Genomic DNA, 25,712 nt, shown 5'->3' with positions numbered 1-25,712 from the left:
ATCGGGAATTTTTCCTATGGAAGGCAGGGCCCAGCCTGCGTACGCTGCGTCGTGCATCCGGCGGGACCACGGCACAGGCGACCCGCCGACCAACACCAGCAGACTACGAGGATTTTCATGCAGCTCGACCGCCAGCCACCGATCCGCAAAGCACTCGCGATCCTGATCGCTTCCCTGGGGTCCGCCACGACGGTCGCGGCCGCCGAGACGGTCGAGCTCGCGCCGGTGGAGGTCGTCGGCACCACGCCGCTGCCCGGTATCGGCCTTCCAAAAGAACAGATCCCCGCCAATGTCCAGACCTTGAGCAGTGAGCAACTGCGCAAGGCGGGCGGTGTATCGCTCGCCGAGGACCTGCAGCGCAGCCTGCCCAGCGTCAATGTCAACGAGATTCAGGGCAATCCCTACCAGGCCGACGTCAATTACCGCGGCTTTTCCGCGTCGCCGCTGCTCGGAACGCCCCAGGGCCTGTCCGTGTTCCTCGACGGCGTGCGCGTCAACGAGCCGTTCGGCGACGTGGTCAATTGGGATCTGATCCCCCAGGCGGCGATCGCCTCGATGACGCTGGTGCCCGGCTCCAACCCGCTTTACGGTCTCAACACCCTCGGGGGCGCGCTGGCAATCCAGACCAAGCGCGGCGACACCCACCCGGGCGGCGCGATGGAGCTGTACGGCGGTTCCTTTAATCGCCGCGGCGGATCCGTGGAGCACGGCGGCAAGCGCGACGAACTCTCCTGGTTTGTCGCTGCCGAGGGGATGAAGGAGGACGGGTGGCGCGACCGTTCTCCATCCGAGGTCGGCCAGCTGTTCGGCAAGCTCGCATGGACCAAGGGGGAGACTGATCTTGCTCTGACCCTGGGTCACGCCAGCACCGACCTGATCGGCAATGGTCTGGTGCCGGAGAGCATGGAACGCCAGCGGCGTGAAGCGATTTTCACCCATCCCGACCAGACGAAGAACCAAAGCACGTTGTTGGCGCTCTCCGGGAGCCATTGGCTGAACGACAACGACCAGATCTCCGGCACGATCTACACGCGGCGCACCCGTACCCGGACGCTGAACGGAGACGGCAACGACGAATACAAGGACGAGTTCGAGGAATGGGCCGATGCCGGTTTCCCCGCCGGTGAGGGCCCGGAAAGCGGTGTGCTCAACCGCACCCGCACCGACCAGAACGCAGCGGGGCTGGCTCTTCAGTGGAGCCGCATCGCCGGTGCCCACCAGTTCGCCGTCGGCGTGTCCCATGACCGCAGCCGTGCCGGCTTCCGTCAGAGCGAGCAGGGCGGCGAACTCACCGGGAGCCGCGGCATCGCCGCCGCGGACGACGAGGAGCAGGTGAACAGCCTGCTCGGTCGCACCCGAACCACCAGCGTCTATGCCACCGACACCGTCATGTTGGCCCCCTCCGTGCATATGACCGGCTCGCTGCGTTTCAATCGCACCAGGGTGATCAACCGGGACCGCATGGGCGACGCCCTCAACGGCGACTTCACCTATCACAAGCTCAACCCCGCGCTGGGCCTCACCTGGGAAGCCGCGCCCGCTCTCACCGTGTACGGCGGTTTTTCCCAGGGTAACCGCGCGCCGACGCCGATCGAACTGGGCTGTGCGGATCCCGAGAATGCCTGCAGCCTGCCCAATGCGATGGCCGCTGACCCCTTCCTCGATCAGGTCGTCACCCGGACCTTCGAGCTGGGGGTGCGTGGCAAGCTCGCCGGAAACGTGCAGTGGAACGCAAGCGCCTTCCGCAGCACCAACCGCGACGACATCCTCTTCGTCGGTACGGGCGGCAGCCTCGGCTATTTCACCAATTTCGGGCGCACCCGCCGCGAGGGCATCGAACTGGGTCTGACCGGGGATAGCGGCGCCCTCGACTGGCGCGTGAACTACAGCTACCTCGAGGCCACTTTCCAGTCCTCCGCCTGCATCCTCGCCGAGAACAACAGCACGGAGGGTGACGGCTGTCCCGACGACGAAATCCGCGTTTCGCGCGGCGACCGGCTTCCGGGACTGCCACGACACAGCCTGAAGCTCGGACTCGACTGGCGCGCCAGCGACGCCCTTCGCCTCGGGGCCGACGTCCTCGCATACTCCGGCCAATATGTGCGCGGGAACGAGAACAACCGCCATGAACCCGACGGTGAGTTCGGAGGCCGCGGGAAGCTTCCCGGATATGCCGTCGTTAACGTGAGTGCCGACTATCGGTTCGCACGCGGCTGGACCCTGTTCGGCCGCATCGACAACCTCTTCGACAAGCGCTACGCGACCGCCGGCGCGCTGGCGGAGAATCCTTTCGTCGGTGCGGGCAACGCGTTTGCAGCGGATCCCGGCGAATGGCGCCAAGAACGGTTCGTCGCCCCCGGTACGCCGCGCAGCGCGTGGATCGGCGTGCGTTACGCCTGGAAGGGGAGCTAATCCGTTGCTGGCACTCGGCCCTCCACAAAGGAGCATGTGAAAGCCGTCGTTGGCCAGAAGTTTGCGTTCCGTAAGAATTCCTGAAGCCCGGTTGCGTGGAATGGCATCCGTTCAACGAATTCTCGAGGGCACATGGAGCCACGTAAACGTATTCAAGCGCGGATTGCTGGCGTGCCTATCCGTTGCATTCGCTCATGCAGCACGACGTGTCAGGGGCAAATCTCCATGTCGCTTGACAAGACGTTTTGAACGTTTGCTTGGCACTCGGCCGAACGAGCGGTCCTTGGGTCGGTTGCTGACATTCGGGGATAATGTCAAACCGACAAGGGCGAGGACTGCCGTGGTCCCGATCTGGTCAACGAAACGTGGGCGCTGGTGAGCATGGTTGGCGATGCTTAGTCGCGGCAGGCGGCCGCACAGAAACCCATGCTCGAACACAATTCGAACTTGCTCTGGCTCTGGCGCTGACCATACGGCCGAACTGATGGAGGCGGCCCACTTGTCGGACGCACCATGTGGAGTTTAAGGGCGCCGGATGTGGCATTCGATCGAGCCGATTGACTTCGTGTGGGATCCACGTTGTGCCCGAGGAAGGCCTGAAACCCTGCATGAGACTTGCGTGACTTCACGAAGCACCATGCTGCATGGTGCAATGCATTCGGAATAAATCAAGTTACGTCCAACGACTTTCAAAAGTCCTGCGTAGTTCTGTGCAGTTGCTGGCTTTGGCGCGACGTTGTTTTGAAAGAAAAGTGACGCAAGTGTTTGATTTTAAGTGTTAGGCCCCAGTCTTGTGGCTCCAGTTGTCACCGGTTCGATCCCGGTATGTCGCCCCAAATATTCAAGTACTTACGAGTTTTGTAGATGCTTTTGGCATCTTACGAAAATTACGAAATGCCTCGTAAGTGCTTGTTTTCGCTGTGTTGAGCACTGGACTGTAACTACCCGGATATGGCGATGCAACGGTGGGTTTCAGTCTCGCAGCGCTGTAGGAAACCTGAGAGTGGTTGGGGGCAGGCGCCACGTGTTAGGCGCAGTTTGTTTCTTAGGGTAGCTCGGAAGCATAGAGGCATCACCCGGTGGACAACGCTCGAATCCAGCAAACTTTGTAAGATCACCGGACCGACTGAGCGGTGTCGCTAAGGTCGGTGTGAGTTCGCGAAGCGCATATGCCGACGCGAGACTCAGCGGCGCCGGAATCACGGGCAGAGGGCGCGTAATCATGTGACCGTTGGCAGCCGAATGGTGCGTGCGACGAAGCCCCGGGTTGGCCAGCCTGCCAACGCCCGACCCGGCCGCTCAGACCGGCTCGGTTATTCGCCAGCGCTGAACTTCGTAGGACCCCCCGACTGCATTGTCGGCTTGGCGCGGCTCCTGACGCTTGCCTGCAAATTCACTGACCTTCAGTTTGAGTTTCTGGCTAGGGTGAAAAGTCACGACGCGGCGCGCGGTTACCCGCGCCGTCTCACCGGTCTTCGGGTTGCGGCCCGGACGCTCGGGCTTCTCGCGCAGTTGAAATCCGCCGAAGCCCGACAGCTTGACGTCCTCACCAGCTTCGAGCGAAGTGCTGATTTCCTCGAAAAAAGCCTCGACCATCTCCAACGCTTCCCGCTTGTTCAGTCCTACGTTGTCGACGACGACTTGGACGAGTTCTGCTTTTGTTAGCGTCATGTTCTCTTATCCCTGAGCCTGATCGCGGCGGCTGGGCGGTTGTCGCCTAGAGTGCCACTGCAGCGAACTCGGGCTGATATAGCACTTTTCACGCAGGGAGGTAAACCATCTGGCAGTTCGACAACGAAGGGGCGTTTCCCTGGTGGCGCTGGGACTCATGGTGGCGGCGATTATCGGAGATCGATGACGATTATCGAGGATCAGTGGATTAGGGCGGTAATGTCAAACTCCTATCCCGTATGTGTGGTGAAGATTCTGAAACTATGCACTCAGCGGTCCGAGTGTCATTGGCCGGCGACTGCCCATCCTTGAGCCGGGTCTCCATGAACCGAAATCGCTGAATGCATCCTAGTTCGAAGCCATCGCCCGCTGCAAAGCGCCCGGCGATTCCGGGGTTAGATTTAAAGATGCATTGGAGTTGATTCTTTTGCGGCTCCCGCTATATTGAAGCGGATGGCGTTCATCGCTGCGCAGATCTGCCGTGTCCTGCGAGCCGGCGCATCGAGGCGCACCGCGACGGGGTAGGGTCTATGAGGTGATCCGGATCGCCACGGAGATGCTTGTCGTCGGGGCATTGAATCGGCTTGGGAGTCCAGCATGCGTGCACGCTCGGCTAGTGCGCCGAAATTTCTGAAGCTGTCGCAGATCCGCTTTCCAATCGGTGCGATCGCGTCAATCGGACACCGGGTTTCGGGCGTACTGCTCGTGGTGAGCCTGCCGCTTCTGGCGTTCGCGCTCGACCGCTCGCTTCGCAGCGAGTCGGAGTTCGAGGCTCTGCGCGACCTGGTATCCGAGCCCTGGCGGGCACTGCTCCTTGTCATTCTCGTTTGGGCCGCCGCACATCACGTACTCGCCGGTGTGCGCCACCTGTTGATGGATATCGGCGTCGGGAGCCGTCTCTCACAGGCACGCACCAGCGCCTGGGCTGCGATCCTCGCGGCGGGGATCATTGCAGTTGCGGCCGCGGTAAGGTGGCTGTCGTGAGGCTCTTTCTCGGGCAACGGGCCTGGGTACTGCAGCGCGTGACGGCGCTGATGCTGCTGATCCTGCTTGCGCTGGGGGCTGCGACGCTGCTGACGGGGCCGTCGCGCAGCTATGAAAGCTGGCACGCGCTGGCGACGAGCACGCATGGCGCAGTGCTGATCGTCGTGTTCTTCGCCGCGCTGTGCCTGCACGGCTGGATCGGCGTGCGTGACATCGTCCTCGACTACATCCACGCGCCGGCGCTGCGGTTGCCCTTGCTAGCGCTGATCGCGGTGATCCTGTTTGCGATCTTCATTCGCGTCGTGCTGACGATGGCGGCGCACTTTGCCCGCGGTGCTTAAGAGTGGCGGAGGAGAGAACATTGCGACTCAGCATCTACCGCTTCAACCCCGAAACCGACGCGAAGCCGCGTATGCAGGATTACGACGTCGCGCCCGAGGCGGGCGACAAGAAGCTGCTCGACGTGCTGATGCGGCTCAAGACGATGGACGACAGCCTCTCATTCCGCCGTTCCTGTCGTGAAGGCGTGTGCGGATCGGATGCGATGAATATCAACGGTCGCAACGGACTGGCGTGCCTCACGTCGCTGCCGGGCCTGAAGGAGCCGGTCGTGCTGCGGCCGTTGCCGGGTTTTCCCGTGATCCGCGACCTCATCGTCGACATGACGCAGTTCTTCGCGCATTACCACTCGATCAAGCCCTACCTCATCAATAACGAGGTCCCTCCCGAGCGCGAGCGCCTGCAGTCGCCCGCAGAGCGCGAAAAGTTGAACGGCCTGTACGAATGCATCCTGTGCGCGTGCTGCAGCGCCTTCTGTCCCTCCTTCTGGTGGAATCCGGACAAGTTCATCGGTCCGGCGGGCCTGCTACAGGCGTACCGCTTCATCGCCGACTCCCGCGACACGGCGACCGCGGAGCGGCTCGCCTACCTCGACGACGTGTATCGCCTGTACCGCTGCCGTACGATCATGAACTGCACCGAGGTTTGCCCCAAGGGGCTGAGTCCGTCGCATGCGATCGAACGCATCCGGCGCGCGCTCGTGCGTGAGTCTTCGTAGCGGGTGCGCCTGCCAGATATCCACGGGAACGTCATGGGTCATTCGCCACCATTGTCGATGTTGCATCCGGCCAGCCCCTCGGTCGAAGGGCGGTGGAGCGTTGTTGCCGATACGCCGGCCGGGCGGCTCGGCGCGCACGAACTGTTCTCGCGACTGGAGTATCCACACCTTCGCCAGTTCCTCGTTGAGCGGGATGAATTGTCGCTGGTCAGCCGGCACGTCGTCCTCGGCGAAGATCGCGTCGACGGGGCATTCGGCCACGCACAGCGTGCAGTCGATGCATTCCCGCGGGTCGATCACGAGGAAATTGGGGCCTTCGCGGAAGGCGTCGACGGGACAGACATCGACGCAATCGGTGTGTTTGCACTTGATGCAGGCTTCGGTGACTACCTATGTCATCGCTCATCTCTCATCGGGTGTGCGGTTCGGGCCGCAGTGCCAGAGAAATTTAGGCCAGGCGCGCCGGCCCCTGATGACAAAAGTCATTTCCGGCGCCTGGGGGACTCCCTAGGATGAAGTCGCGCAGAACAGACCGGTGCCGGCAGCCGCGGCATGCGGGATGTCGGTATCGCCCCCAACGAACGCTGGAGATCGTCATGTCCGGACACACGCTGAAATGGCAAGCCGAGCACGCCAATTACCACAAGCTGCTCGATCTGCTCCAATCCCAGACGGAACTCTTCGTCCACGGCGAGCAGCCGGATTACGAGCTCATGTCGGACATCGTGTACTACATGACGCAGTATCCCGACCGTTTCCATCACCCGCGCGAGGATGTCGCATTCCGGCAATTGCTTGCCCGTGATCCGACGATGGAAAGCGTCGTCTCGGAACTCGCTGGCCAGCATCGGCGGATTTCGGAGAGCGGCGTAATCCTTGCTGCGGACCTCAACGCGGCCGCCGCCGGAGCGATGATGTCGCGTGCGACGCTCGAAGCCGATGTCCGAAAATACGTTGCCTTCCTGAAAGATCACATGAACATCGAGGAGCGCGAGATATTCCCGCGCCTCGCCGAGTTGTTGGCGGAGACTGACTGGTTCCTCGTCGATTCCGCAATCCACTTCGCCGCCGATCCGATCTTCGGCGATAGCGTTCAGGAGCGCTTCAGGACGATCCACCGCCAGATCGCGAACCAGGCCGGTTGCGGTTGCAAGGAACCGGCCGAGCGGGTGTGCTGCCTGGAATGAGGCTGCGTCTGTGCGGCAGTGAGTCGGGCGATTTTGCCTCGGCGGGCTCGACTGGCGTCCCGGGATGCCTTCTGTCGCCCGGCAGACTGATGATCGCCTCGCGTCGAGCCTCCAGGGTGGCCAGGCGAACGAACAGACTCCACCACGCCACGGAACGTGACGACAGTTGCCGGCGTTGCAGGTCGTGCGTGGTGAAGCCGCCCAGCACCACTGACTCTTCAACTCGTCAAAGGTGTTTTCGGCATCGGCCCAGACGTCCCCCCCGGGCTCATGGTGCAAGTGGGGGCGCAACTCGGCGCCCCCAGAACTGGCATGTCATATCGTCGGAGGCATCCGGTCGGTATTCGCGGCTCATAGCGACTTGAGGAATTCGACGAGATCGAATTTCTCCGCGGGGCTCAAGCCCAGGGCGAAGTGGGCATCGTAGTGATTGACGACGTCTAGCAGGGTAGCCGCGCTACCGTCGTGAAAATACGGCGGATGCTGCCAAAGGCCGCGCAAGGGGGTCGTCCGGTACTTCTGCGTGGCGCTGCGCTGCGCGTAGACTGGCTCCATTCCCGTCGCCGCCGGCTCATGCAATAAGGGAGTGTCGGCGTTCGGGCCGTTTTGCACATCAGTGTAGGTGGGCGAGATGTGGCACGTGCCGCAGCGGGCGGGCCCTTCGAATAGGGCCTGACCTCGTTGGGCGGCCGTCGGGTTCACCACGTCCGCTGGCGGCGGCGGGACTGGAAGACTCAGCTGGTAGGCGAGGAGTGCCGGCAGTTTCGGCGCTACGAGGTCCGGCGTCTGAACGATGTTGATGCCCAGACGTGGGTCAGAAAAACTTCCGTGCCCACCCATCTGTGTGACCGCGACATAATTGTTCCAATAGGAAATCTTCCCGTCGCCGGTGAAGGTCTCAAAAGGCACGTCCCGCAGTCCATATGCAGGTGGAATGACGACCGGGCGGTTGATGCCGTCGATATTGAAGCGCGGGTCGTAGCGGCCGGGCCCCCACGAGTTGTATGCCGCTTTCTGCGCCTCCGTGAGTGCGGGCGAAAGTGCGATGATCGCCCCTGGATTGAGGTCGAGATTCGGCCAGCCGTCGAGCCGCTCCCCGATACCTGGGGCGACCGAATTGTTTACCGTCGAGTGGCAGATCGCGCAGGTGGTGCCGAGCGACGTGAGTCGCCCATCCTCGACCTTTCCCACGAGACCCACCACGGCGTTGCGCCGGATCAACTCGACGGTGGTTGCCGGATCGTCGAGGTTGTTCTTGGTCAGGAAATTCGGCGGAAGCGCCGTCGCATCCACCTTCAGACCAACCGAAAGAGCGGTTCGCGGGCTGACGGACGACTGGATGATCTCGTGGAGGCGCAGCGTGTCGGTCCATAGGGCCTCGTCGCCAAAGGTGTCGAAACGGAAGATGAACTGTCCGGAGTGCTTGTTTCCCCCCGGCTGTCCGGCCGAAACTGCCGGGAGGTTGGATAGAGCCACCGCAATCATGGCAACCGAGAGCGCGGCGAAAAGTGTGAGGCGTTTTTTGATGCGGATGTGTGCGATACGTTGCAGCATGATCGTTCTCCGGTAGAAGTTGCGGACGACTTCGTCGCCCTTGGAGTTCAGCCCACCTGTACCGTCAAAGCGGGCTCGAAATCCCGGTTTTCAGGCGTGCCATCGAGCACATAGCCGCGTGGATTGGCCACCACGCGCGTGCCGCCAAGCCGATAGTCGAAGCTGTCGTGAGTGTGGCCGTGTATCCACAGCACTGCGCCGCTGCCCGCGACCAGCGCTTCGAGATCGGAGACGAAGCAGGCGTTGAGCGGCGACCCGGCGAAGCGCGGCGCGATGCTGTCGGGCGACGGAGCAAAATGGGTCACCACCACGGTGATACCTTCGAATGGTTGCGCGAGCCGCGCTTCGAGCCAACGTACGTGCCGTTCAAAAAGGGCTACGCAATGGTGCGGCGTGAAGAGCTCTTTCTGGTCTTCGTCTACGGCGATACGGCTGAAATCGCGGCTGAAGCGAATAGCGTCGTTCATCGCCTGCTCGCGGGCCGCCTTGTCTCCTGCAATACGGAAATCCGTCCACAGTGTTGCGCCGAGAATGCGCACATTACCGATGCGCTTTTCGGCACAGTCGAGCACCGTCACCATGCTGTCGCGACTGAGTTCGCGTAGCAGTCGGCTCGTCGCGGGGATGCTTGAGCCGTAATACTCGTGGTTGCCCGGCACATAGATAGCCGGTCTCCCCAGCGCCCTGGCCCACTGGAGCGCTTCTCGCGGACGGTGGACGTCACCGGCAAGAATCAACAGGTCCGCGCCGGTGTCAGGAAGCTCACAGGGTGCTAGTCCGAGGTGAAGATCCGAGACGATCTGGAGTTTCATACCTGCCTCACGGCGGACATTCGATGGGCGACGCGCTTGCCTGTCGCAGCCACGCGATCAGGTCCGCCCGTTCCTGCCGATCGGCAATGCCTGCATAGCCCATGGCCGTGCCCGGCATCATGCCGGTCGGGTTGGCGAGAAAACGGTCCAGCGTATTCGCGTCCCAGACGACATCGGCTTGCGCCATGGCCGGCGAATAGCGGAAGCCCGGCACGCCGCCGGCACGGCGTCCAAACAGGCCACAATGCTTCGGCCCGGTACGATCGTAGCCGAGTGCGTGGCAGGCCTGGCAGCGGGCGTAGATGGCCTCGCCGCGGACCGGATCGCCCGGTGCGATGGCGCCGGCGGGCAGCGAGACGAAAGCCGCCAGCACCAGCACGGCGGTGGCGGAGCGATGTTTCATGACATAAAGGCCGTGGGCACCGGGTCCTGGCCCAGCGCTTGGCGCAGGATGGCCCAGTGCATGGCCTCGTCGCCCAGGATGCTGGCCGCAGCGCTCGCCAGTTCTCGTCCGCGGAACAGCGGTACTGCGCCTAGGTAGGCGCTCACCGCGCCGCGCTCGAGCCCGGCCGCGAAGCCCAGCACATCATTCTGGGTCTTGAGTCCGTCGGTGGGAAACTGGTAACGCTCGCGCGCTTCAACCGGCGTGCCGCCCAGGTTGCGGATCGTCTTCGCTAGCACTTCGGCATGCTCCTTGTGGTGCCCCTGGAACTGCACCGCCAGATCCAGTACGGGTTTCTGCAGCAGGCCGCTGCCGGCGCCCACTGCATAGGCAGCGATGGCCTCCAGTTCAGCGCCGAGCGCGGTGTTGAGAATGCGCACGTCCGTCTCCAGATTGTCATCCTTGCTGCCCTGACCGGCGGCCAGCGCCGGACGTCCTGCCATCAGGGCGACCGCCGCGGCGGACAGCGTCGCGCCCGTGCCGACCAAAAAGCGGCGCCGGCCAAGGTCTTGGAGGGCGGAAAAGGGATTGATTCGGGCAATCATGATGAACTCCTCGGAGTGGTGGGTGAAAGCAGCGCGCCGGGACCAGAGACGGCTACGGTCGGAAGCCCAAGGCGGGCGCAGACTTGCGACACGATGCGGTCGCAGCGCTGGCCGTCGAACGCGAAGACGTTCTCCAGCAGCGGACCGAGGCGCTGCCCCAGGGACTCGCGCAGGCGGGCCCTGGCGCGCAACAGGCGGACCTTGGTATTCGCCTCGGATATACCAAGCGAGGTGGCGGTCTCTTCGACGCTCAAGCCCTCCACGGCACGCAGGACGAAGACGCTGCGATATGCCTCGGGCAAGTCGTCGATCGAGTGCTCGATAAGGCGCCGCAGGTCATTGCGCATCGCCAGGGTCTCGGGCGTTTCCGGTACGCCCTCCACGCCGATTTCGATGACAGCTTCGCCCTCGACTTGCGCGTCAGACTCGTTGTGGAACCGCTGCCTGCGCTCGAGAGCCTGGTTGACGATGATCCTCGTCAACCAGGTCGATAGACGCGCATCGCCGCGGAAGCCGGTCATCGCGCGATGGGCCTTGATGTAGCCTTCCTGCAGGGCATCCTCGGCCTCGGCATCGTCTCGCAGGATGCTCCGTGCAACCCTGAACAGGCGACGATTGTGTTGGCGCATCAACCGTTCGAAGGCGCCTGCCTCGCCGATCACGATGCTGTGTGCAAGCGCAGCGTCTGAAACCGGCACGCGGTCTTCTGCTGCTTCGCCGGATATGCTCATGACGGTCTCCTGTTGTTGCCCATTGGATGGGAGCCGCGGGGGAAAGGTTACAGTCGGTGAGAAAACAGGTCCGGCGTGGCTGGACATCCCGTCGGAAGGGCGGGGTGAATGCGCGGCGGGGCACGACAGTCGTCTTGGCTGCTCGCTCGCTGCTCGAACGACAACTATTGTGGCTCGGGACTCTATCGGGCCAAGGTAGTGTGCAAGAGCTGAACGGGCTTGAAGGCAGTGGTGGTCCGGCCCTCACCCATCCTGATTGTCGCTTGGCGGTTGCGCCTCGGTGGTGTCGCGCGCTACCCGCGCGGCGCCGCCGGTGCGCGGGTCACGGTATATCGCAGCGCGCATGATCAGCATGGAGACGACCGGGGCGGTCATCAGCACGAATGCGCCGATCAGGATCTCGTGGATCACCGGTCGGGATTGGATTACGGTGAAATACACCATGGACGCGATCAGGATGCAGCCGGTCCCCAGCGTGATCGTGATTGCGGGACCGTGAATGCGCTGGTAAAAGGTCTTGAGCCGCAGCAATCCCACGGTGCCGAGGAGGGTGATCAGGCCGCCGAGCACGAGCAGGAACGCGACCGTCACGGCAGCCCACCACGGCAGTGCATCGATGGCGTTCATTCGATCACCTCGCCGCGCATCAGGAACTTGGCCAGCGCAATGGTCGAGACGAAGCCGAGCAGGGCGATCACCAGGGCGGCTTCGAAGTAGATCTGGCTGGCGTAGCGGATCCCGAGCATCAGGGCGAGCAGCATCGTGCACATCCACAGCGTATCGAGTGCAAGCACGCGATCCTGCGCCGACGGCCCGATGATCAGGCGCAGGGTGCACAGCATCATGGCCAGCACGACGCAGACGAGCGCAAAGCCGATTGCCAGCGACAGCAGGGTGCCAACGGTCACGCTTTTCCTCCTTGGCCGGTGGCTGGCGGCGCTTCGAACAGTTCGATGATCGGCCGCTCGTAGCGCGTCTTGATGGTTTCGACCCACCAGCGCTCGTCGTGCAGGTCGAAGACGTGCAACAGCAGTTCGTGACGGTCGGGCAGCAGATCGACCCACACCGTGCCCGGCGTCATGTTGATCAGGCAGGACAGCAGTGCCAGCCCGTGCGGGCTGTGCAGATCGAGCGGTATCCGGATGAACTGCGAGTTGACGCCGTCCGCTCTGCGGAAGAGGATGATCTGGCTGACGTTGAAGCACGAGCGCACGATCTCGATCGCCGACATCCCCAGCAGGCGGAACAGGGCCAGCGGCCGCGCGATGCGCGCATAGCCGTGCGGCTGGAGGGGGCGCGCCAGAACGGGGGCCACGATCGCCAGCACCCCGCCCAGCATCCAGTGCGCCAGTGCGAGGCTCTGGTTCAGCATTAGCCACATCAGCAGCAGTCCGATCGACAACATCGGCGACGGGAACCAGCGTCTCATCGTGATCCCCCCGCGGGCGGCGCACGAGTGACCGGAGACTGGCCCAGCACGCGTTCGCTGTAGTCGCCGACGCGCTTCAGGCCATCCACCGTCCGGTTCAGGTAGTCGAAAGCCGTGCCCGCATGAATCGTGAGAGCCACGCACAGCACGACCAAGGCCGTCACCGGCGCCACCTCGGACGCGAGAAGACTGGGCGGAGTCACGGCCCCCGAGGCCCAGAACGTGCGCACACCGAGCCGCATCAGCGCGACGATCGACGCCAGGCCTGCGAGGACGACCATCGCGATCAGCAGCCAGGTGGTTGGCGTCACGCCGCCTGATCCGGGCGGTGAGGCGTCGAGCAGTGCATGAAACAGGCTGAACTTGGCAACGAAGCCCGAGAGCGGCGGCATGCCGCTGATGACCAGCGCACATCCCACGAAGCTCAGGCCGAGGATTGCAAGGGTGCCGGGAATGACGACGCCCACTGGATCCTCGGGTTTGTCGTCGATCGCAAACGCCTCCATCGTCACGGCCAGCAGGGATGCGCCCGGCGGGCGTATGCGCTCGGTGAGTTCGAGCAGGAGCATGAAGGCGGACATCGCCAGCGTCGCACCCACCAGGTAATACAGCCCCGCTGCGAGCACGGCGCCGCCGGACTGCCCGATCACGGCCAGCAACGTGCCCGAGGAGATGATCGCGCCGTATCCGGCCATGCGCGCGCCGTCCTGACTGGCAAGCATGCCGATGGTGCCGAACACGAGCGTGGCCATGCCGCCGACGGTGAGCGCCACCAGGCCGAAACCGGCGAGCGCGCCGGCCGAATCGCCGAACACGGCCAGCCACACCCGCAGCACCGCATACACGCCGACCTTGGTCATCACCACCAGCAGCGCGGCAACTGGCGGACACGCCGACGCGTAGGTGCTTGGCAGCCAGAAGCCGAGCGGCCACATCGCCCCCTTGGTCAGGAAGGCCAGCGCCAGCACGCTCGCTCCGATGCCCAGCAGATAGGAATCCTCCGGTCGCAGCACGGGCACCCGGGTCGCGAGGTCGGGGATGTTGAGCGTGCCGGTCGCGGCGTAGATCAGTGCCACGCCGATCAGGAACATGAAGGAGGCGACCAGGTTCACGGCGATGTACTGCAGGCCGGCCCGGATGCGGTTCAGGTTGTAGCCATGCAGGACCAGGCCGTACGAGGCGGCGAGCATCACTTCGAAGAAGACGAACAGGTTGAACAGGTCGTTGGTCAGGAAGGCGCCGTTGAGCCCCATCAGCAGGAAGAGGAACAGGGAATGGAAATGCACGCCGACCCGGCCCCAACGCTGCGCGGAGAAGACCAGCACGGCCAGGGCGATGGTCGACGTCAGCACCAGCATGAGCGCGGCGAGCCGGTCCACCATCAGCGCAATCCCGAATGGGGCGGCCCAGTTGGCAGCCAGATAGACGCCGATCCCCTTCGGCCAGTGCTCGCCATCGACCAGCAGCAACAGAGCCACCGCCATCACCCACAGCAGCACGCTGACCAGGGTCGCACACCCGAACTTGAGCCGATGGTGTTTCTGGTTGACCGGGATCAGCAGCGCCCCTGTGACCAAGGGCATCACGACCGGCAGTACGATCAGATGGTCCCACCACGACATCGCGCTCATTCGCGGGGCTCCTCGCCATCGACGTGGTCACTGCCGGTGAGGCCGCGCGCACCGATCATCATCACCAAGTACAGCGCGGTGGTCGCAAAGCCGATCACGATCGCCGTCAGCACTAGCCCTTGCGGCAGCGGGTCGGCAAACTGCAAGGGGTCGATAGAAGCGTTTGGCGTGATCGGCGGCCGATCCACCCACAGGCGACCCATGCCGAAAATGAACAGATTGACCGCATAGGACATCAGCAGCAGACCGGTGATTAGCTGGAACGTCCGTGGCCGCAGGATCAGCCAGATGCCGGAACCGAAGGTCACGCCCACGGCGATGGCGAACACGATTTCCATCAGATGTCCCTCCCGTCCGCGATCCCGTAGTCCTGCGCACCATCGCCCGGCAAACGGCGCGCGCGCAACGACTGGTGAGCCAGCGCGACCAGCATCAGCATCGTCGTGCCGACCACGACGGCGAACACGCCCAGATCGAACACGAAGGCGCTGGGCAGATGCAGTTCGCCCAGCAGCGGCCAATCGACATGTGCCGTATGGGTCGTGAGAAAGGGGTGGCCGAACGCCCATGCGCCCAGGCCCGTCGTACACGCCAGCAGCAGCCCGAACCCAAGCCAGCGGTGCGGCCGCAATTGAAGGTGGCTCTCCACCCACACCGTACCGGCCAGCATGTATTGCACGAGGATCGCCACTGCGAAGATCAGGCCCGCAACGAAGCCGCCACCCGGCAGGTTGTGTCCGCGCATGAAGAAGTAGGCCGCGATCACGCCGATGAACGGCAACAGCATGCGCAGGTAGATCCCGGCGACCAGCAGGTATCCGCTGTTGGCCTGTTCGCCCGCGGTCTGTTTGCTTGCGGGATCGGCCGTGTTCCTTTGCTGCGCGGGCACGCTGGCGCTGTCCGCTGCGGGGCGGAAACGTCGCAGCAGCGCGTATACCGTGAGCGCGACGACCGACAGCACCGTGATTTCGCCCAGCGTATCGAAGCTGCGGAAATCGACCAGGAGCACGTTCACGACGTTGCTCCCGCCGCCTTCGCTCAAAGCGCGCAGGAGGAAGAAGTCGGCAATCGTCGCGGGGGCGGGATGCACCAGTACCGCGTAGGTCAGCAGCGCCATGGCGAGGCCGCCCACGACCGCTACGACCATGTCGCGCGAGCGCCGCATCCAGACGCTGCGCGGGATCGTGAGATGGAGCACTTTTGGTTCGATGCGCGGCGGCAGCCAGCGCAGCCCGAGCAGGATCAGCACGGTCGTGACCGTTTCCACCATCAGCTGTGTGAGCGCCAGATCGGGCGCCGAGAGCCACAGGAACGTGGCCGCAGTCACGATGCCCGTTCCGCCGATGAGGATGAGGGCCGCCAGCCGGTGATATTTCGCCATCCACGCCCCCGCCAGCGCACAGGCGCAGCCGATGACCCAGATGCCTGCGAACAGCGGGTCGGGTTCGTGCAGCGGAATCTCGGTCCACACTCGCGGCGTGCCGACGAGCAGCGGGGGAGTCACCAGCATCGCGAGCATCATCATCAGCAATTGCGGTTGCAGGCGCGCGGTGCCCAGGTGCTGCAGCAGCCATTGTGCCGAGCGCGTCAGGAACATCATCGAGCTTTCGTAGGCCTGTGCCCCGTTGAAGCGGTAGATGAGCGGAACCTGTTCGCGCTGCTGCAGATTGAAGTAGCGGCGCAGGACGACGTAGAGCACCACTCCGCCGCTGAGGGCAATCACGCTCATCAGCAGGGGCAGGTTGAACCCGTGCCAAGGGGCGAGATCGTACTCCGGCGTATTCGCGCCAAGTGTCGCGGTGACGGCCAGATGCAGGATGGGCCCGATGCTCACGCTCGGCATGATGCCGACCACCAGGCACACGACCACCAGCAGCTCCACCGGGAACCGCATCGAGCGCGGCGGCTCGTGGGGTTCGCGCGGGAATGCGACGCTAGGCTTGCCGAAGAAGATCGAGATGAAGCGCAGCGAATATGCGACGCTGAACATGCCCATCGCCACGGCCGCAATGGACATCCACCAGTGCTCGTCGCCGCCCACCAGCGCCGTTTCCGCGAAGAACATCTCCTTGGACAGGAAGCCGTTCAACAGCGGCACCCCAGCCATGGCGGCGCTGGAGACGATGGCCAAGGCCGCGGTGACTGGCAGCTGATGACGCAGTCCGCGCAGGACGCGCAGATCGCGGGTCCCGGTTTCGTGGTCGATGATGCCGGTGGTCATGAACAGCGAAGCCTTGAAGGTGGCGTGATTGAGGATGTGGAAGATCGCCGCGACGATCGCCAGGGGCGTGCCGATGCCGATCAGCACGGTGATCAGCCCGAGATGGCTGATCGTCGAGTAGGCGAGCAGGCCCTTGAGATCGTGCTGGAAGATCGCGATGAAAGCGCCGATCAGCAACGTGCACACCCCGGCACCGCCGATGATCCAGTTCCATTCCGCGGTTCCCGCCAGCGCCGGCCACAGCCGCACGAGCAGGAATACGCCCGCCTTCACCATCGTCGCGGAGTGGAGATAGGACGATACGGGCGTGGGTGCGGCCATGGCATGCGGCAGCCAGAAGTGGAACGGGAACTGGGCGCTTTTGGTCAGCGCCCCCAGCGCAATCAACACCAGCGCGACCCGGTACAACTCGTGCGCACGAATGCGGTCCCCAGCAGCCAGCACCTCGTCCAGATCGTAGCTGCCGACGATGTGACCGAGCACCAGCACGCCGGCAAGCAGGCACAATCCGCCGGTAGCGGTCACCGTGAACGCCATCCGTGCGCCACGCCTGGCGTCGGCGCGGTGATGCCAGTAGCCGATCAGCAGGAACGAGGTCAGGCTGGTGAGCTCCCAGAACACCACCAGTTGCACGAGGTTGCCCGACAGGACCACCCCCAGCATCGACCCCATGAAGGCCAGCAGAAAGGAGAAGAAGCGCGGTACCGGGTCTTTCGGCGACATGTAGTAGCGCGCGTACAGCACCACCAGCAGGCCGATGACGAGGACCAGCATGGTGAATACCCAGGCCAGGCCATCCACGCGCAGCACGAGATCGAGCCCGTGCGAGGGCAGCCAGGCGAACTCCTCGCGTAGCACCTTGCCGGCGGAAACGGCAGGGTAGAGCAGGCCGGCGACGAGCAGCCCGCAGGCCGTGACGGCGAACGCCAGCCATGCCTCACGGTTACGGGCATTCTCCGGCATCAGTGCCGCCAGCAGACTGCCGGCGAACGGAACAAGGATCAGTGAAGCAAGCAGCATCAGATATGGTCAGGGCGTGGTGGTAGCCAGTCTGCGCGGGGCGGCGGAGTGGCGCTACCGGTCCTCCATCCGCATTGTGTGCAGGACCGGCTCAATCTGCACTGTGGAGCGATGTGACGGCACCAGCAGCGTGTCGCAGGGCAGGCTCGCCAGCAACCTCTCGGCTGTGCTGCCCAGGAGCAAGCTTATGAAGCCGGTGTGGCCATGGCCGCCCAGCACCACGAGATCGACGTCATTCTCGCGTACGTAACGCGCCAGCGTCGTCGCGATCGTGCCGCATTCGACTACAGGATGCATGAGGGTGCCCTCGGGAAGTCGAGTTCCTTGAATGAAGGCCCCACACTCCGCGTGCGCGATCTGCGGGGCAGCTCCCGCATTCGGCGGAGTCATGCTCAGGCCGGCCATGGGTGGGGAGTAAGCGTGATATAGCGTCAAATCACGACCGGGAAAGAACGCAACGGCCGTGAGCAGCGCGTGGCGGGACGCTGCGGAAAAGTCCGTTGCCACCACGATCCGCCGGTAAGGGCCATGCGCCCGACCATGCACGACCAGCAAGGGTTGCCCCAGAGAGCGGGCCAGGCGTTCGTTGGTCGACCCCAGCAGGGCGCGCCCAAAGGTCTCCTGACGGGCGACCGCGGTGACGACGAGATCGACGGCGGTGGCGATGACAATGTCCTGGATAGCCGTTTCCGGCTCCGGGCCCCGCACAATCCGGACGTGTACCGGCATCCTCATCCCGGCGAGGTCGCGGACAAGCTGCCGTTGGGCAACGTTCATCAGTTGTTCGTCAGTGGCTCCGCTGATCCAGGCGAGCGTCTGATCCGCATTCGCCGACGGATCGAGGACGTTCACGGCAATGACCTCCGCCTGCCACTCATTGGCCAGCTGGCGTGTCCGATCCAGTGCCCGATCACAGCGCGCGCCGAGGTCGGTCGCCAGCAACAGACGAGTGGGCGGGCGGTCCGGGGGATGAATCGTGCTTGCATGCGTCACTTCAGGTCTCCTTGGGCTGATGCCCGCTCACGCGTGACTCAGGCGGGCTGCGAGGCCGGTACGGCGGATGACGAACTTCTCCAGTTCCGCGGCGGCAAACACCAGCAGGCCAGCCGCCGTTACCTTGCCCCATTCCAATAGCGTGAGATCGGTCGAATCAAAAATGGCATGCATGAATCCGGCATGGGTATAGGCGATCTGCAAGGGGATGCAGGCGGCGATGGCGACGATGACGTAACGATTGCCGGTCAGCCCTTCCCGGTTCGTGACGGGCGCGAGGATGTAGCGGCTATTGATCAGGTAGAACATTTCGGCCACAACGACCGCATTGACCGCCATCGTGCGCGCTGTTTCCAGGCTCGTGCCGACGGCCAGTTCCCACAGGAAGAGGCCCAGCGCGCCGGTCATCATCAGCACGGAGACCATCAATACCCGCCAGATGAAGAAGCCGGACAACAGCGCTTGGCGCGGCGGCCGCGGGCGGCGTTTCATGATGTCGCCCTCGGCCGGCTCGAAGGCCAGCGCCAGCCCCAGCGTCGAGGAGGTGACCATGTTGATCCACAACACCTGTGCCGGCGTCAGCGGCAGCGCCAGCTCGAACAGGATGGCCGCAATCACGATGAGCGCCTCGCCGCCGTTGGTGGGCAGCATGAACAGGATGAATTTCTTCAGGTTGTCATAAACCGCACGGCCTTCCCGAACTGCCGTCGCGATCGTGGCGAAGTTGTCATCGGCGAGCACCATGTCGGACGCCTCCTTGGCCGCCTCGGTGCCTTTGAGGCCCATCGCCACACCGACATCGGCCCGCTTCAGCGCCGGGGCGTCGTTGACTCCGTCCCCAGTCATCGCGACCACCTGGCCGTCGTCCTGCAAGGCTTGCACCAGCCGCAACTTGTGTTCGGGGCTCGCGCGCGCGAACACATCGACTTCCATCGCCACCCGCCGCAACGCGGCGTCATCCATCATCGCAACTTCCGCCCCGGTTACGTACGGTTTTCCGACGCCAATGGCCAGTTGGGCGCCGATGGCGCGCGCCGTCTCGCCGTGGTCGCCCGTGATCATCTTGACGCGGATGCCCGCGCGGTGGCACTCGCTCACCGCTTCGATGGCTTCCTCGCGCGGGGGATCGATGATGCCGACCAGTGCGAGCAGTATGAATCCCTGCTCGACGTCGGCAAATTCCAGGCAGTCTGTTGTCGGTGCGCCGCGCTTGCAAGCGACCGCGAGGAGCCGCAAACCCTGTGCTGCCGTGTCGGTCGCCATCCGGCGCCAATAGTCGACATCCAGCGGCCGCTTTCCGTCATGGTTCAGCTGGAATTCGCACATGTCGAGAATGCGCTCGGGCGCCCCTTTGACAAAGAGCCAGGAGTCTCCGTCCGGATCGCGGTGCCAGGTCGCCATGAAGCGATGCTGCGATTCGAACGGGATGGAATCCATTCGCGGCCAAGCGGTATCCCCGGCATGCTGCGAAAATCCCGCCTTGCGTCCGGCCACGAGCAGTGCGCCTTCGGTCGGATCGCCTTCCACCCGCCACACGTCATTGTCTTCGCGCAGACGTGCGTCGTTGCAAAGCACTCCTGCGCGGATCGCCATCGACAGCGCAGGGTAGTGGGCGACATCGACGATGCGACCGTCGATGCTGAAATTCCCCACCGGGGCGTAACCGACGCCGCCGACGTCGAACACGTGGCCCGCACACACGAAGCGTTGCACGGTCATCTCGTTGCGCGTCAGCGTGCCGGTCTTGTCGGAGCAGATCACCGTCACCGCGCCCAGCGTTTCCACGGCCGGAAGGCGGCGAATGATGGCGTTGCGCCGGGCCATGCGCTGCACCCCCAGCGCCAGGGTCACGGTCATGATCGCCGGCAAGCCCTCGGGAATTGCCGAGGCCGCGAGCGCGACGACCATCATGAACATTTCAGCAGGCGCGTGATCACGCCACAGCGTGCCGAGCACGAAGGTCGCCGCCGACACGCCGATGATGGTCAGTGCCAGCACGCGGCCGAAATGGTCGATCTGGCGCAGCAGCGGCGTCGACATCCTCTGGATGTCGGCGAGCATCTGATTGATCCGGCCCAGTTCCGTCGCGCCGCCAGTGGCCACGACGATGCCGGTCGCCTGACCGTAGACCACGAAGGTGCCCGAATAGGCCATGCCGTACCGATCGCCGAGCGGGGCGTCGGCATAAACTGCATCCGTGCCCTTCTCGATTGGCAAGGATTCGCCCGTCAGCGCGGCTTCCTCGATCCGCAATTCCCGTACGGAAATCAGCCGCAGGTCCGCCGGAATGCGGTCGCCGGAGGTCAGGATCACCCAGTCGCCGGGGACCAGGTCGGCAGCGTCGAGCTCGCGTCGATGGCCGTCACGTATCACCGTCGCATGCGGAGACAACATCGCGCGGATCGCGTCGAGCGCGGCTTCGGCCTTGCCCTCCTGGATGAAGCCGATGATCGCGTTGATCACCACCGCGGCGAGCAATACCCCGGTATCGACCCAATGACCGAGCACCGCCGTGATGACCACCGCGCCGAGCATCACGTACAGCAGGATGTTGTGGAACTGCATGACCAGCCGCAGGAGGGGGCCGCGTCGCGCCGGGGGAGTGAGCCGATTAGAGCCGTATTGCACGCGTCGACGGCGTGCTTCATCCTCCGTCAGGCCATCCGGCCCGGTTTGCAGGACCTGTTCCACGTCGTCCTTGGACAGCGCATGCCAGCTTGGGGGCCGGACATGATCCCTGTGGCGGTCGCTCATCGATGCGTAGCCTCCAAGTATTCCCCCGTACTGCCTGCTTGCCGGGGATATACGTGAAAGCGGAGAACTTTTGTAGCAATATTATACCGAAGCATGCATAGACCTCCTAACCACGCGGGATACACACCCGCCAGGATCGATGCCACCGTGTCGACGCGAACAGCATCCGAATGGAAAGGAAAACGACCATGTTGAAACTGAACCGCCTGCTTGCCGCTACCGATCTTTCCGCACCGGCGCGCCATGCCGTCGAGCGTGCAGCCCTGGTGAGCCGGGAAACGGGTGCCCCGCTGGACGTGTTGCATGTGGCCGATCTTGCCCCGCTGGACAAGCTCCGCCACCTCATGGGCAGCTCGACGGACGAGTTGAGACAGCAGGTGCTCAAGAGCGCACAGGAAAAGTTGCATGATCTTGTCGCCATTCTCAAAAACCACTACGGCGTGTCCGCGGGTGCTCATGTTGCGTTTGGCTCCTTGCTTGCAGAGCTGGACAAGGCCGTGGATGCGTCGGCAGCAGGTCTGATCGTTTGTGGTGCTCGCGGCGAGAGTTTCTTGCGGCATATCCTGCTGGGCTCGACCGCGGAACGGATGCTCAGTCGGGCGAAATGTCCGATGCTGGTGGTCAAACAGGCTGCGCATGAACCCTATCGAACGGTGCTCGTGCCGGTGGATTTCTCGCCTTCGTCGCTGCGCGCGATCACCAATGCGCGGCTTGTCGCTCCACAGGCAGAAATCGTCCTGCTGCATGCATTCGATGTGCCGTTCGAGGGGCATCTGCGATACGCCGGTGTAGAGGAAGAAGTGATCCGGGGCTATCGCACGCTTGCCCGGCAGGAAGCGGTTCAGAATCTGCATACCTTGAGCGTGCAAGCCGGATTGCCGCCCTACGAGGCACGGCTTGTCGTGCTGCAAGGCCTTCCGTCAACGCACATCATCGAGCAGGAACAGGAAGCGGACTGCGACCTGATCGTGATGGGCAAACACGGTGAAAGCATGCTCGACGAACTGTTCCTCGGCAGCGTCACCAAGCATGTCCTGGCCGAATCCCAGTGCGACGTGCTCGTGTCCGTGTGAGCAGTCCTCGCCTGCGGATCAAAGCACGTGCGGGAACGGGGCGCGCCGGGTTGGCCTGCGTCGCCACAGGCTGGCCAGGCAAGCCATCAACCGGAGGACGCGCGGCGAAGGCCCTGCACGTCCGGCGACGCTATCCTGTTTGGCGGGGAGGCGGACAGGCGCCGCCGGTACGCGATCGCACCCGGCAAGTCCGGTTGCAGCATCGTGAGCGACCTTCAATGCCGTCGATCTGCACCCGCTGGGCTCGTGTTGCCGGACTGATCGACCGCGATGACCGTCAAGCGGCGCTCGGTGCCGTCGGGAAAATCCCAGTCGATCGCCTGACCCACGCTGAGGCCAATCAGGGCTGCGCCGACCGGCGCCAGGATGGAAATCTTCCCCAGCGCAATGTCGGCCTCGTCCGGGAACACGATTTGCACCTCACGATCGAGGCCGGTCTTCTCATCGCGATAGTGAACCCGCGCGTTCATCGTGACGATGTTCGTCTGGATTGATTCCACGGGAATTACAATTGCCCGTTCGAGTTCTGCACGCAGGGGCGGTGACGGTTGAATCGCCATCAAGCGCACAAAATCGACCTCGCTAACGATGATGTTAGTCTCTTGCATCATTTCTCTCGACTCCAGGGGACGCAGCGGCGCCTTCCGCCGATGGTGACCCCATGATATGGGTCGGGCCGAGCCTTGATTAGCCCTTCGGCAGGCACAGTATTGTTTCCAGAATGGAAACTGTGAGGTGGTCGCTCGTACGACGTCAGGGACACACGTCGTGTTCGCCCAGATGCTCAAGGCGACAAGCTTTTCCGACGCGGCGAAGCGCCTGAGGCTCGAAATCGCTGGTGAGCAAATCGGTCAGTCGTGTCGAAGCCAGGCTGGGCGTGCGTCTGCCGCAACGACGCACACGTCGCCAAATGCTGACCGAGGTAGGGGAGACGTATGAGGGCTCGTCGACGAGATCGTCAGCCAGGACTAGCGACCCCAATGGTGCCGACACCACCGCGTCATGCCGCGTCGGCCGGGACGCCCTCCGGTGTCGTGCCCCTTTCGGGCGGCGGCGTTGGGACGAGAACCTGCGGATCGCGGCCCGGGTACAGCACCATCAGGCTGCCGATGCCCCCGAGCCGGTGAAAGCGCGCGCTCGGCCTCACGGCGACCAGCACGAGGCGACTGTCGTCCTCGGGGGGGCAATCCCGATTCTGCTCTCTCATCGACGTTCTCCTTCAGTCCGTAGCCGTCGTCATCGGATCAGGCCGTCATCGGCCGCTTTACCCACACCCCGGGCGGCCGGCGCAGTAGCGCCGCCGGCTTGTCCGTGGAGTCGGTCTCGCCGTTCCGGTCAGGACCCGGTCCGCGCGGGCCTTCCAGGAGTACCCCGCGCGGCTCGCCGCGACGGGCTGTCGCATCAGGCTCGACCCGAAGGTGCTCCATTGTCTCGTGTGCGGTTTCGATGGACGCCCCGCGCGCGATGTCAGCCGAATTCGTTGTCATGTCGCCCTCCTTTGCCCTCGCGTCGTCTTCGGCGGGGGGCCGCAACCCGTCATCGGGCCACTCCTATGGTAGGGGGCGGGAGCCGGCGGGATAAGCCTGCGCCGCGGAACGTCGCTGTTGTCGTCCGCTCTACAATGAGGCCCTCCAAACGCGCATCCAACGGGGCATGACGCCGCAATTGTGTCTTGCAAGGATACAAGCTGATGCCTCGCCGGTGGCTTATCGGCCCATTGCGAGTGGCATAGGATTCCCTCAGGCGTGCAATGCGCAGCCCTGCCGACGATGGGGCCGCTTCGGGCGGTCATGGGGCTGTCGTATTGCCGGAATCGATCGAGCAACAGCTTGAACGAACCCGTTTCAGTCGATAGGCGGCGATATGGAAGTGACAACCGATTTCATGAATTGGGAAATGGTCGAACGCGATCAGTTCGGGCGCGTGGTCGGCCTTGCGGCGCAAGTCGGGGGCGAGATGCGCCGCCTTCCGGTCTATCGCGTCCTTGCTGCGGTCGACGGTTCCCCCGCCTCGTTGGCGGCGCTGGGCGTCGCTGCCACCATGGCCGGCCGCTCGGCTGAATCGGCCCTCCACGTGTTGAATGTGCAGCCCATTATCGGCAACACGAGTGACGACGATACGCTGATGCACGCCGGACTTGCCGATACGGAGGCTGCGCGCCGGATTCTCGGCGAGGCAGATTGGCGCTATCACCTGCAGCTCACGGCGGGCAATCCCGCCGAGGCGATCCTCGCCTACGCCCGCCGGCAGCGCATCACGGAAATCGTCATGGGCGCGGATGGCGCCGGCAGCGTGGCGTGCGCACTGCTCGGTTCGGTCGCGCTGGACGTGCTGGAGAACACGGACATTGCGGTGACCTTGGTCAAATCGCGACACCGTGCGAGGCAATTCGGCGCGGGAATGGGTGACCTGCTGGTTGTCTGTGATGGGTCAGCTGGTTCCCTGCGGGCGCTGCATCACGCACTCGAACATACGGACAAGCTGACTGATGGGCCGCGAATTCATCTGCTCAATGTGCACAGGGCCGATGACGGACCGTTCCGCGGCCGACCGACGGCAAGGAATGCGGACGCTCGCTCCGGCGACCGTGAGCGCGCGCTTCAGGCTTGTGACGCCGCGCTGCGCACACTCGACGCAGCCCGAGCCGACTATGAGGTCCATGTCGCATCGGGAGACCCCGTGGACAGGATTCTCGAGCTTGCAACGAGCATCAACTGCGGCCGCATTGTCATGGCCTCGCACGGTCTCGGCTGGTTCGCGGGCCTCCTGGCCGGCTCGATTTCGTGGAGCGTGCTGTACCGCACGGTCATCCCGATCACGCTGGTCAAGTAGCGATGCGAGACCGCCCCGAAAACTCAGTTTGCGATGGTCTCGAACGACTGGGCAATGAATGTCGGATACCCGCAAACGGAACTCAAGCATGGATCTGACCCGAGATTTTGTTCGCGCCAAGAGCCCCTGTACCAATGGCTTCCGTTGGTTCCTGCGTCACTATGGGGACGGTGGAAACTATCAGGAACTGCTCGATGCGCTAGTTGCCGACAATCGTGCGGCTGACGCGTGCTGGCTGATGGAGCAGTTCGGTCCGACGGATGCGGTGCTGGTCGTCGACAGCATCGATGCCAACGCCCTCGTGTATCCAGGCACGATCGAGGTGCGCGGCAATATCGACGTGGGTGACGTACTGCATGTCGGG

At 63.8% G+C, this 25,712-nt stretch carries 22 protein-coding genes and 3 pseudogenes; 8 read left to right on the top strand and 17 right to left on the bottom strand.

The features are described 5' to 3' along the window. Window positions 1-117: 117 nt before the first annotated feature. Window positions 118-2,412 carry a TonB-dependent receptor gene (locus GPA27_RS18025; RefSeq protein WP_169141875.1) on the top strand — a complete coding sequence of 765 codons (2,295 nt, stop codon included), beginning with the start codon at window positions 118-120 and terminating at the stop codon, window positions 2,410-2,412. 1,368 nt (window positions 2,413-3,780) lie between these two features. On the opposite strand, the pseudogene GPA27_RS18020 reads toward GPA27_RS18025, so the two are convergent. Next, window positions 3,781-4,083, bottom strand: a pseudogene (locus GPA27_RS18020) (integration host factor subunit alpha); the annotation flags it as partial. A gap of 597 nt (window positions 4,084-4,680) precedes the next feature. On the opposite strand from GPA27_RS18020, the gene sdhC reads away from it, so the two are divergent. Genes sdhC through GPA27_RS18005 form a run of 3 tightly spaced genes read left to right on the top strand, consistent with a single transcriptional unit; the run spans window position 4,681 to window position 6,124 of the window. Then, window positions 4,681-5,067: a succinate dehydrogenase, cytochrome b556 subunit gene (sdhC, locus tag GPA27_RS18015; protein WP_169141873.1), complete on the top strand. Its 387-nt coding sequence runs from the start codon at window positions 4,681-4,683 to the stop codon at window positions 5,065-5,067. Then, on the top strand, window positions 5,064-5,408 hold the full coding sequence (gene sdhD, locus GPA27_RS18010; RefSeq protein WP_169141872.1) for a succinate dehydrogenase, hydrophobic membrane anchor protein: 345 nt from the start codon (window positions 5,064-5,066) through the stop codon (window positions 5,406-5,408). The genes sdhC and sdhD overlap by 4 nt, the downstream gene beginning before the upstream one ends. Window positions 5,409-5,428: 20 nt before the next feature. Further along, complete coding sequence (locus GPA27_RS18005; RefSeq protein WP_169141871.1) at window positions 5,429-6,124, top strand: succinate dehydrogenase iron-sulfur subunit; 696 nt, start codon at window positions 5,429-5,431, stop codon at window positions 6,122-6,124. A 162-nt stretch (window positions 6,125-6,286) separates the two neighbouring features. Here the strand turns inward: GPA27_RS18005 and GPA27_RS18000 are convergent. Then, a pseudogene (locus GPA27_RS18000) lies at window positions 6,287-6,496 on the bottom strand (ferredoxin family protein); the annotation flags it as partial. A 224-nt stretch (window positions 6,497-6,720) separates the two neighbouring features. Between GPA27_RS18000 and GPA27_RS17995 the strand changes: the two are divergent. Continuing rightward, the gene (locus GPA27_RS17995; RefSeq protein WP_169141870.1) at window positions 6,721-7,311 is read left to right on the top strand and encodes a hemerythrin domain-containing protein; all 591 of its coding nucleotides are present in this window, start codon (window positions 6,721-6,723) and stop codon (window positions 7,309-7,311) included. Between the two features lie 351 nt (window positions 7,312-7,662). Here the strand turns inward: GPA27_RS17995 and GPA27_RS17990 are convergent, their stop codons facing one another. From GPA27_RS17990 to GPA27_RS17930, 13 genes are all read right to left on the bottom strand, one after another. Then, window positions 7,663-8,865, bottom strand: a complete 1,203-nt coding sequence (locus GPA27_RS17990; RefSeq protein ID WP_169141869.1) for a hypothetical protein — start codon at window positions 8,863-8,865, stop codon at window positions 7,663-7,665. A gap of 47 nt (window positions 8,866-8,912) precedes the next feature. Next, complete coding sequence (locus GPA27_RS17985; RefSeq protein ID WP_169141868.1) at window positions 8,913-9,677, bottom strand: metallophosphoesterase; 765 nt, start codon at window positions 9,675-9,677, stop codon at window positions 8,913-8,915. Window positions 9,678-9,684: 7 nt separating this feature from the next. Beyond that, window positions 9,685-10,080: a c-type cytochrome gene (locus tag GPA27_RS17980; RefSeq protein ID WP_169141867.1), complete on the bottom strand. Its 396-nt coding sequence runs from the start codon at window positions 10,078-10,080 to the stop codon at window positions 9,685-9,687. Beyond that, window positions 10,077-10,664, bottom strand: a complete 588-nt coding sequence (locus GPA27_RS17975) for a ferritin-like domain-containing protein (protein ID WP_169141866.1) — start codon at window positions 10,662-10,664, stop codon at window positions 10,077-10,079. The genes GPA27_RS17980 and GPA27_RS17975 overlap by 4 nt, the downstream gene beginning before the upstream one ends. Next, window positions 10,661-11,395 carry an RNA polymerase sigma factor gene (locus GPA27_RS17970; RefSeq protein WP_169141865.1) on the bottom strand — a complete coding sequence of 245 codons (735 nt, stop codon included), beginning with the start codon at window positions 11,393-11,395 and terminating at the stop codon, window positions 10,661-10,663. The genes GPA27_RS17975 and GPA27_RS17970 overlap by 4 nt, the downstream gene beginning before the upstream one ends. Window positions 11,396-11,638: 243 nt before the next feature. Further along, window positions 11,639-12,022: a monovalent cation/H(+) antiporter subunit G gene (gene mnhG / locus GPA27_RS17965; protein ID WP_169141864.1), complete on the bottom strand. Its 384-nt coding sequence runs from the start codon at window positions 12,020-12,022 to the stop codon at window positions 11,639-11,641. Continuing rightward, entirely contained in the window at window positions 12,019-12,303 is a 285-nt protein-coding gene (locus GPA27_RS17960) for a K+/H+ antiporter subunit F (RefSeq protein WP_169141863.1), read from the bottom strand. The genes mnhG and GPA27_RS17960 overlap by 4 nt, the downstream gene beginning before the upstream one ends. Continuing rightward, window positions 12,300-12,824: a Na+/H+ antiporter subunit E gene (locus GPA27_RS17955; protein WP_169141862.1), complete on the bottom strand. Its 525-nt coding sequence runs from the start codon at window positions 12,822-12,824 to the stop codon at window positions 12,300-12,302. Before GPA27_RS17955 ends, GPA27_RS17960 begins: the two co-directional genes overlap by 4 nt. Continuing rightward, on the bottom strand, window positions 12,821-14,455 hold the full coding sequence (locus GPA27_RS17950; RefSeq protein ID WP_169141861.1) for a monovalent cation/H+ antiporter subunit D: 1,635 nt from the start codon (window positions 14,453-14,455) through the stop codon (window positions 12,821-12,823). The genes GPA27_RS17955 and GPA27_RS17950 overlap by 4 nt, the downstream gene beginning before the upstream one ends. Further along, on the bottom strand, window positions 14,452-14,793 hold the full coding sequence (locus GPA27_RS17945; RefSeq protein WP_169141860.1) for a Na+/H+ antiporter subunit C: 342 nt from the start codon (window positions 14,791-14,793) through the stop codon (window positions 14,452-14,454). Before GPA27_RS17945 ends, GPA27_RS17950 begins: the two co-directional genes overlap by 4 nt. Next, entirely contained in the window at window positions 14,793-17,696 is a 2,904-nt protein-coding gene (locus tag GPA27_RS17940; protein ID WP_169141859.1) for a monovalent cation/H+ antiporter subunit A, read from the bottom strand. The genes GPA27_RS17945 and GPA27_RS17940 overlap by 1 nt, the downstream gene beginning before the upstream one ends. 54 nt (window positions 17,697-17,750) lie before the next feature. After that, the gene (locus tag GPA27_RS17935) at window positions 17,751-18,689 is read right to left on the bottom strand and encodes a universal stress protein (protein WP_169141858.1); all 939 of its coding nucleotides are present in this window, start codon (window positions 18,687-18,689) and stop codon (window positions 17,751-17,753) included. 27 nt (window positions 18,690-18,716) lie between these two features. Next, window positions 18,717-21,443, bottom strand: coding sequence for a cation-transporting P-type ATPase (locus GPA27_RS17930; RefSeq protein ID WP_169141857.1), 2,727 nt, complete (start codon window positions 21,441-21,443; stop codon window positions 18,717-18,719). A 188-nt stretch (window positions 21,444-21,631) separates the two neighbouring features. Between GPA27_RS17930 and GPA27_RS17925 the strand changes: the two genes are divergently transcribed. Beyond that, window positions 21,632-22,516, top strand: coding sequence for a universal stress protein (locus GPA27_RS17925; protein ID WP_169141856.1), 885 nt, complete (start codon window positions 21,632-21,634; stop codon window positions 22,514-22,516). A gap of 215 nt (window positions 22,517-22,731) precedes the next feature. Here the strand turns inward: GPA27_RS17925 and rnk are convergent, their stop codons facing one another. Further along, a complete protein-coding gene (rnk, locus tag GPA27_RS17920) occupies window positions 22,732-23,127 on the bottom strand; it encodes a nucleoside diphosphate kinase regulator (RefSeq protein WP_169141855.1) in 396 nt (131 codons plus the stop codon). Window positions 23,128-23,516: 389 nt separating this feature from the next. Further along, window positions 23,517-23,723: a hypothetical protein gene (locus GPA27_RS17915; RefSeq protein ID WP_169141854.1), complete on the bottom strand. Its 207-nt coding sequence runs from the start codon at window positions 23,721-23,723 to the stop codon at window positions 23,517-23,519. Between the two features lie 656 nt (window positions 23,724-24,379). Here GPA27_RS17915 and GPA27_RS17910 point away from each other — a divergent pair. Continuing rightward, window positions 24,380-25,348 carry a universal stress protein gene (locus GPA27_RS17910; protein ID WP_169141853.1) on the top strand — a complete coding sequence of 323 codons (969 nt, stop codon included), beginning with the start codon at window positions 24,380-24,382 and terminating at the stop codon, window positions 25,346-25,348. Window positions 25,349-25,436: 88 nt separating this feature from the next. Continuing rightward, a pseudogene (locus GPA27_RS17905) lies at window positions 25,437-25,712 on the top strand (hypothetical protein); the annotation flags it as partial.

The sequence above is a fragment of the Aromatoleum toluolicum genome (assembly GCF_012911005.2).
Lineage (GTDB): Bacteria > Pseudomonadota > Gammaproteobacteria > Burkholderiales > Rhodocyclaceae > Aromatoleum > Aromatoleum toluolicum.
This window is presented reverse-complemented; position numbering and strand designations above follow the sequence as displayed.

Bases quoted from the DNA above. Each gene is read 5' to 3' on its own strand.
- GPA27_RS17940 (WP_169141859.1), bottom strand. From the start codon at position 17,696: ATGCTGCTTGCTTCACTGATCCTTGTTCCGTTCGCCGGCAGTCTGCTG.
- GPA27_RS17970 (WP_169141865.1), bottom strand. From the start codon at position 11,395: ATGAGCATATCCGGCGAAGCAGCAGAAGACCGCGTGCCGGTTTCAGAC.
- GPA27_RS17975 (WP_169141866.1), bottom strand. From the start codon at position 10,664: ATGATTGCCCGAATCAATCCCTTTTCCGCCCTCCAAGACCTTGGCCGG.
- GPA27_RS17925 (WP_169141856.1), top strand. From the start codon at position 21,632: ATGTTGAAACTGAACCGCCTGCTTGCCGCTACCGATCTTTCCGCACCG.
- rnk (WP_169141855.1), bottom strand. From the start codon at position 23,127: ATGATGCAAGAGACTAACATCATCGTTAGCGAGGTCGATTTTGTGCGC.
- GPA27_RS17915 (WP_169141854.1), bottom strand. From the start codon at position 23,723: ATGAGAGAGCAGAATCGGGATTGCCCCCCCGAGGACGACAGTCGCCTC.
- GPA27_RS17985 (WP_169141868.1), bottom strand. From the start codon at position 9,677: ATGAAACTCCAGATCGTCTCGGATCTTCACCTCGGACTAGCACCCTGT.
- mnhG (WP_169141864.1), bottom strand. From the start codon at position 12,022: ATGAACGCCATCGATGCACTGCCGTGGTGGGCTGCCGTGACGGTCGCG.
- GPA27_RS17990 (WP_169141869.1), bottom strand. From the start codon at position 8,865: ATGCTGCAACGTATCGCACACATCCGCATCAAAAAACGCCTCACACTT.
- sdhC (WP_169141873.1), top strand. From the start codon at position 4,681: ATGCGTGCACGCTCGGCTAGTGCGCCGAAATTTCTGAAGCTGTCGCAG.
- GPA27_RS17910 (WP_169141853.1), top strand. From the start codon at position 24,380: ATGGAAGTGACAACCGATTTCATGAATTGGGAAATGGTCGAACGCGAT.
- GPA27_RS17980 (WP_169141867.1), bottom strand. From the start codon at position 10,080: ATGAAACATCGCTCCGCCACCGCCGTGCTGGTGCTGGCGGCTTTCGTC.
- GPA27_RS17950 (WP_169141861.1), bottom strand. From the start codon at position 14,455: ATGAGCGCGATGTCGTGGTGGGACCATCTGATCGTACTGCCGGTCGTG.
- GPA27_RS18025 (WP_169141875.1), top strand. From the start codon at position 118: ATGCAGCTCGACCGCCAGCCACCGATCCGCAAAGCACTCGCGATCCTG.
- GPA27_RS17955 (WP_169141862.1), bottom strand. From the start codon at position 12,824: ATGAGACGCTGGTTCCCGTCGCCGATGTTGTCGATCGGACTGCTGCTG.
- GPA27_RS17930 (WP_169141857.1), bottom strand. From the start codon at position 21,443: ATGAGCGACCGCCACAGGGATCATGTCCGGCCCCCAAGCTGGCATGCG.
- GPA27_RS17945 (WP_169141860.1), bottom strand. From the start codon at position 14,793: ATGGAAATCGTGTTCGCCATCGCCGTGGGCGTGACCTTCGGTTCCGGC.
- GPA27_RS17995 (WP_169141870.1), top strand. From the start codon at position 6,721: ATGTCCGGACACACGCTGAAATGGCAAGCCGAGCACGCCAATTACCAC.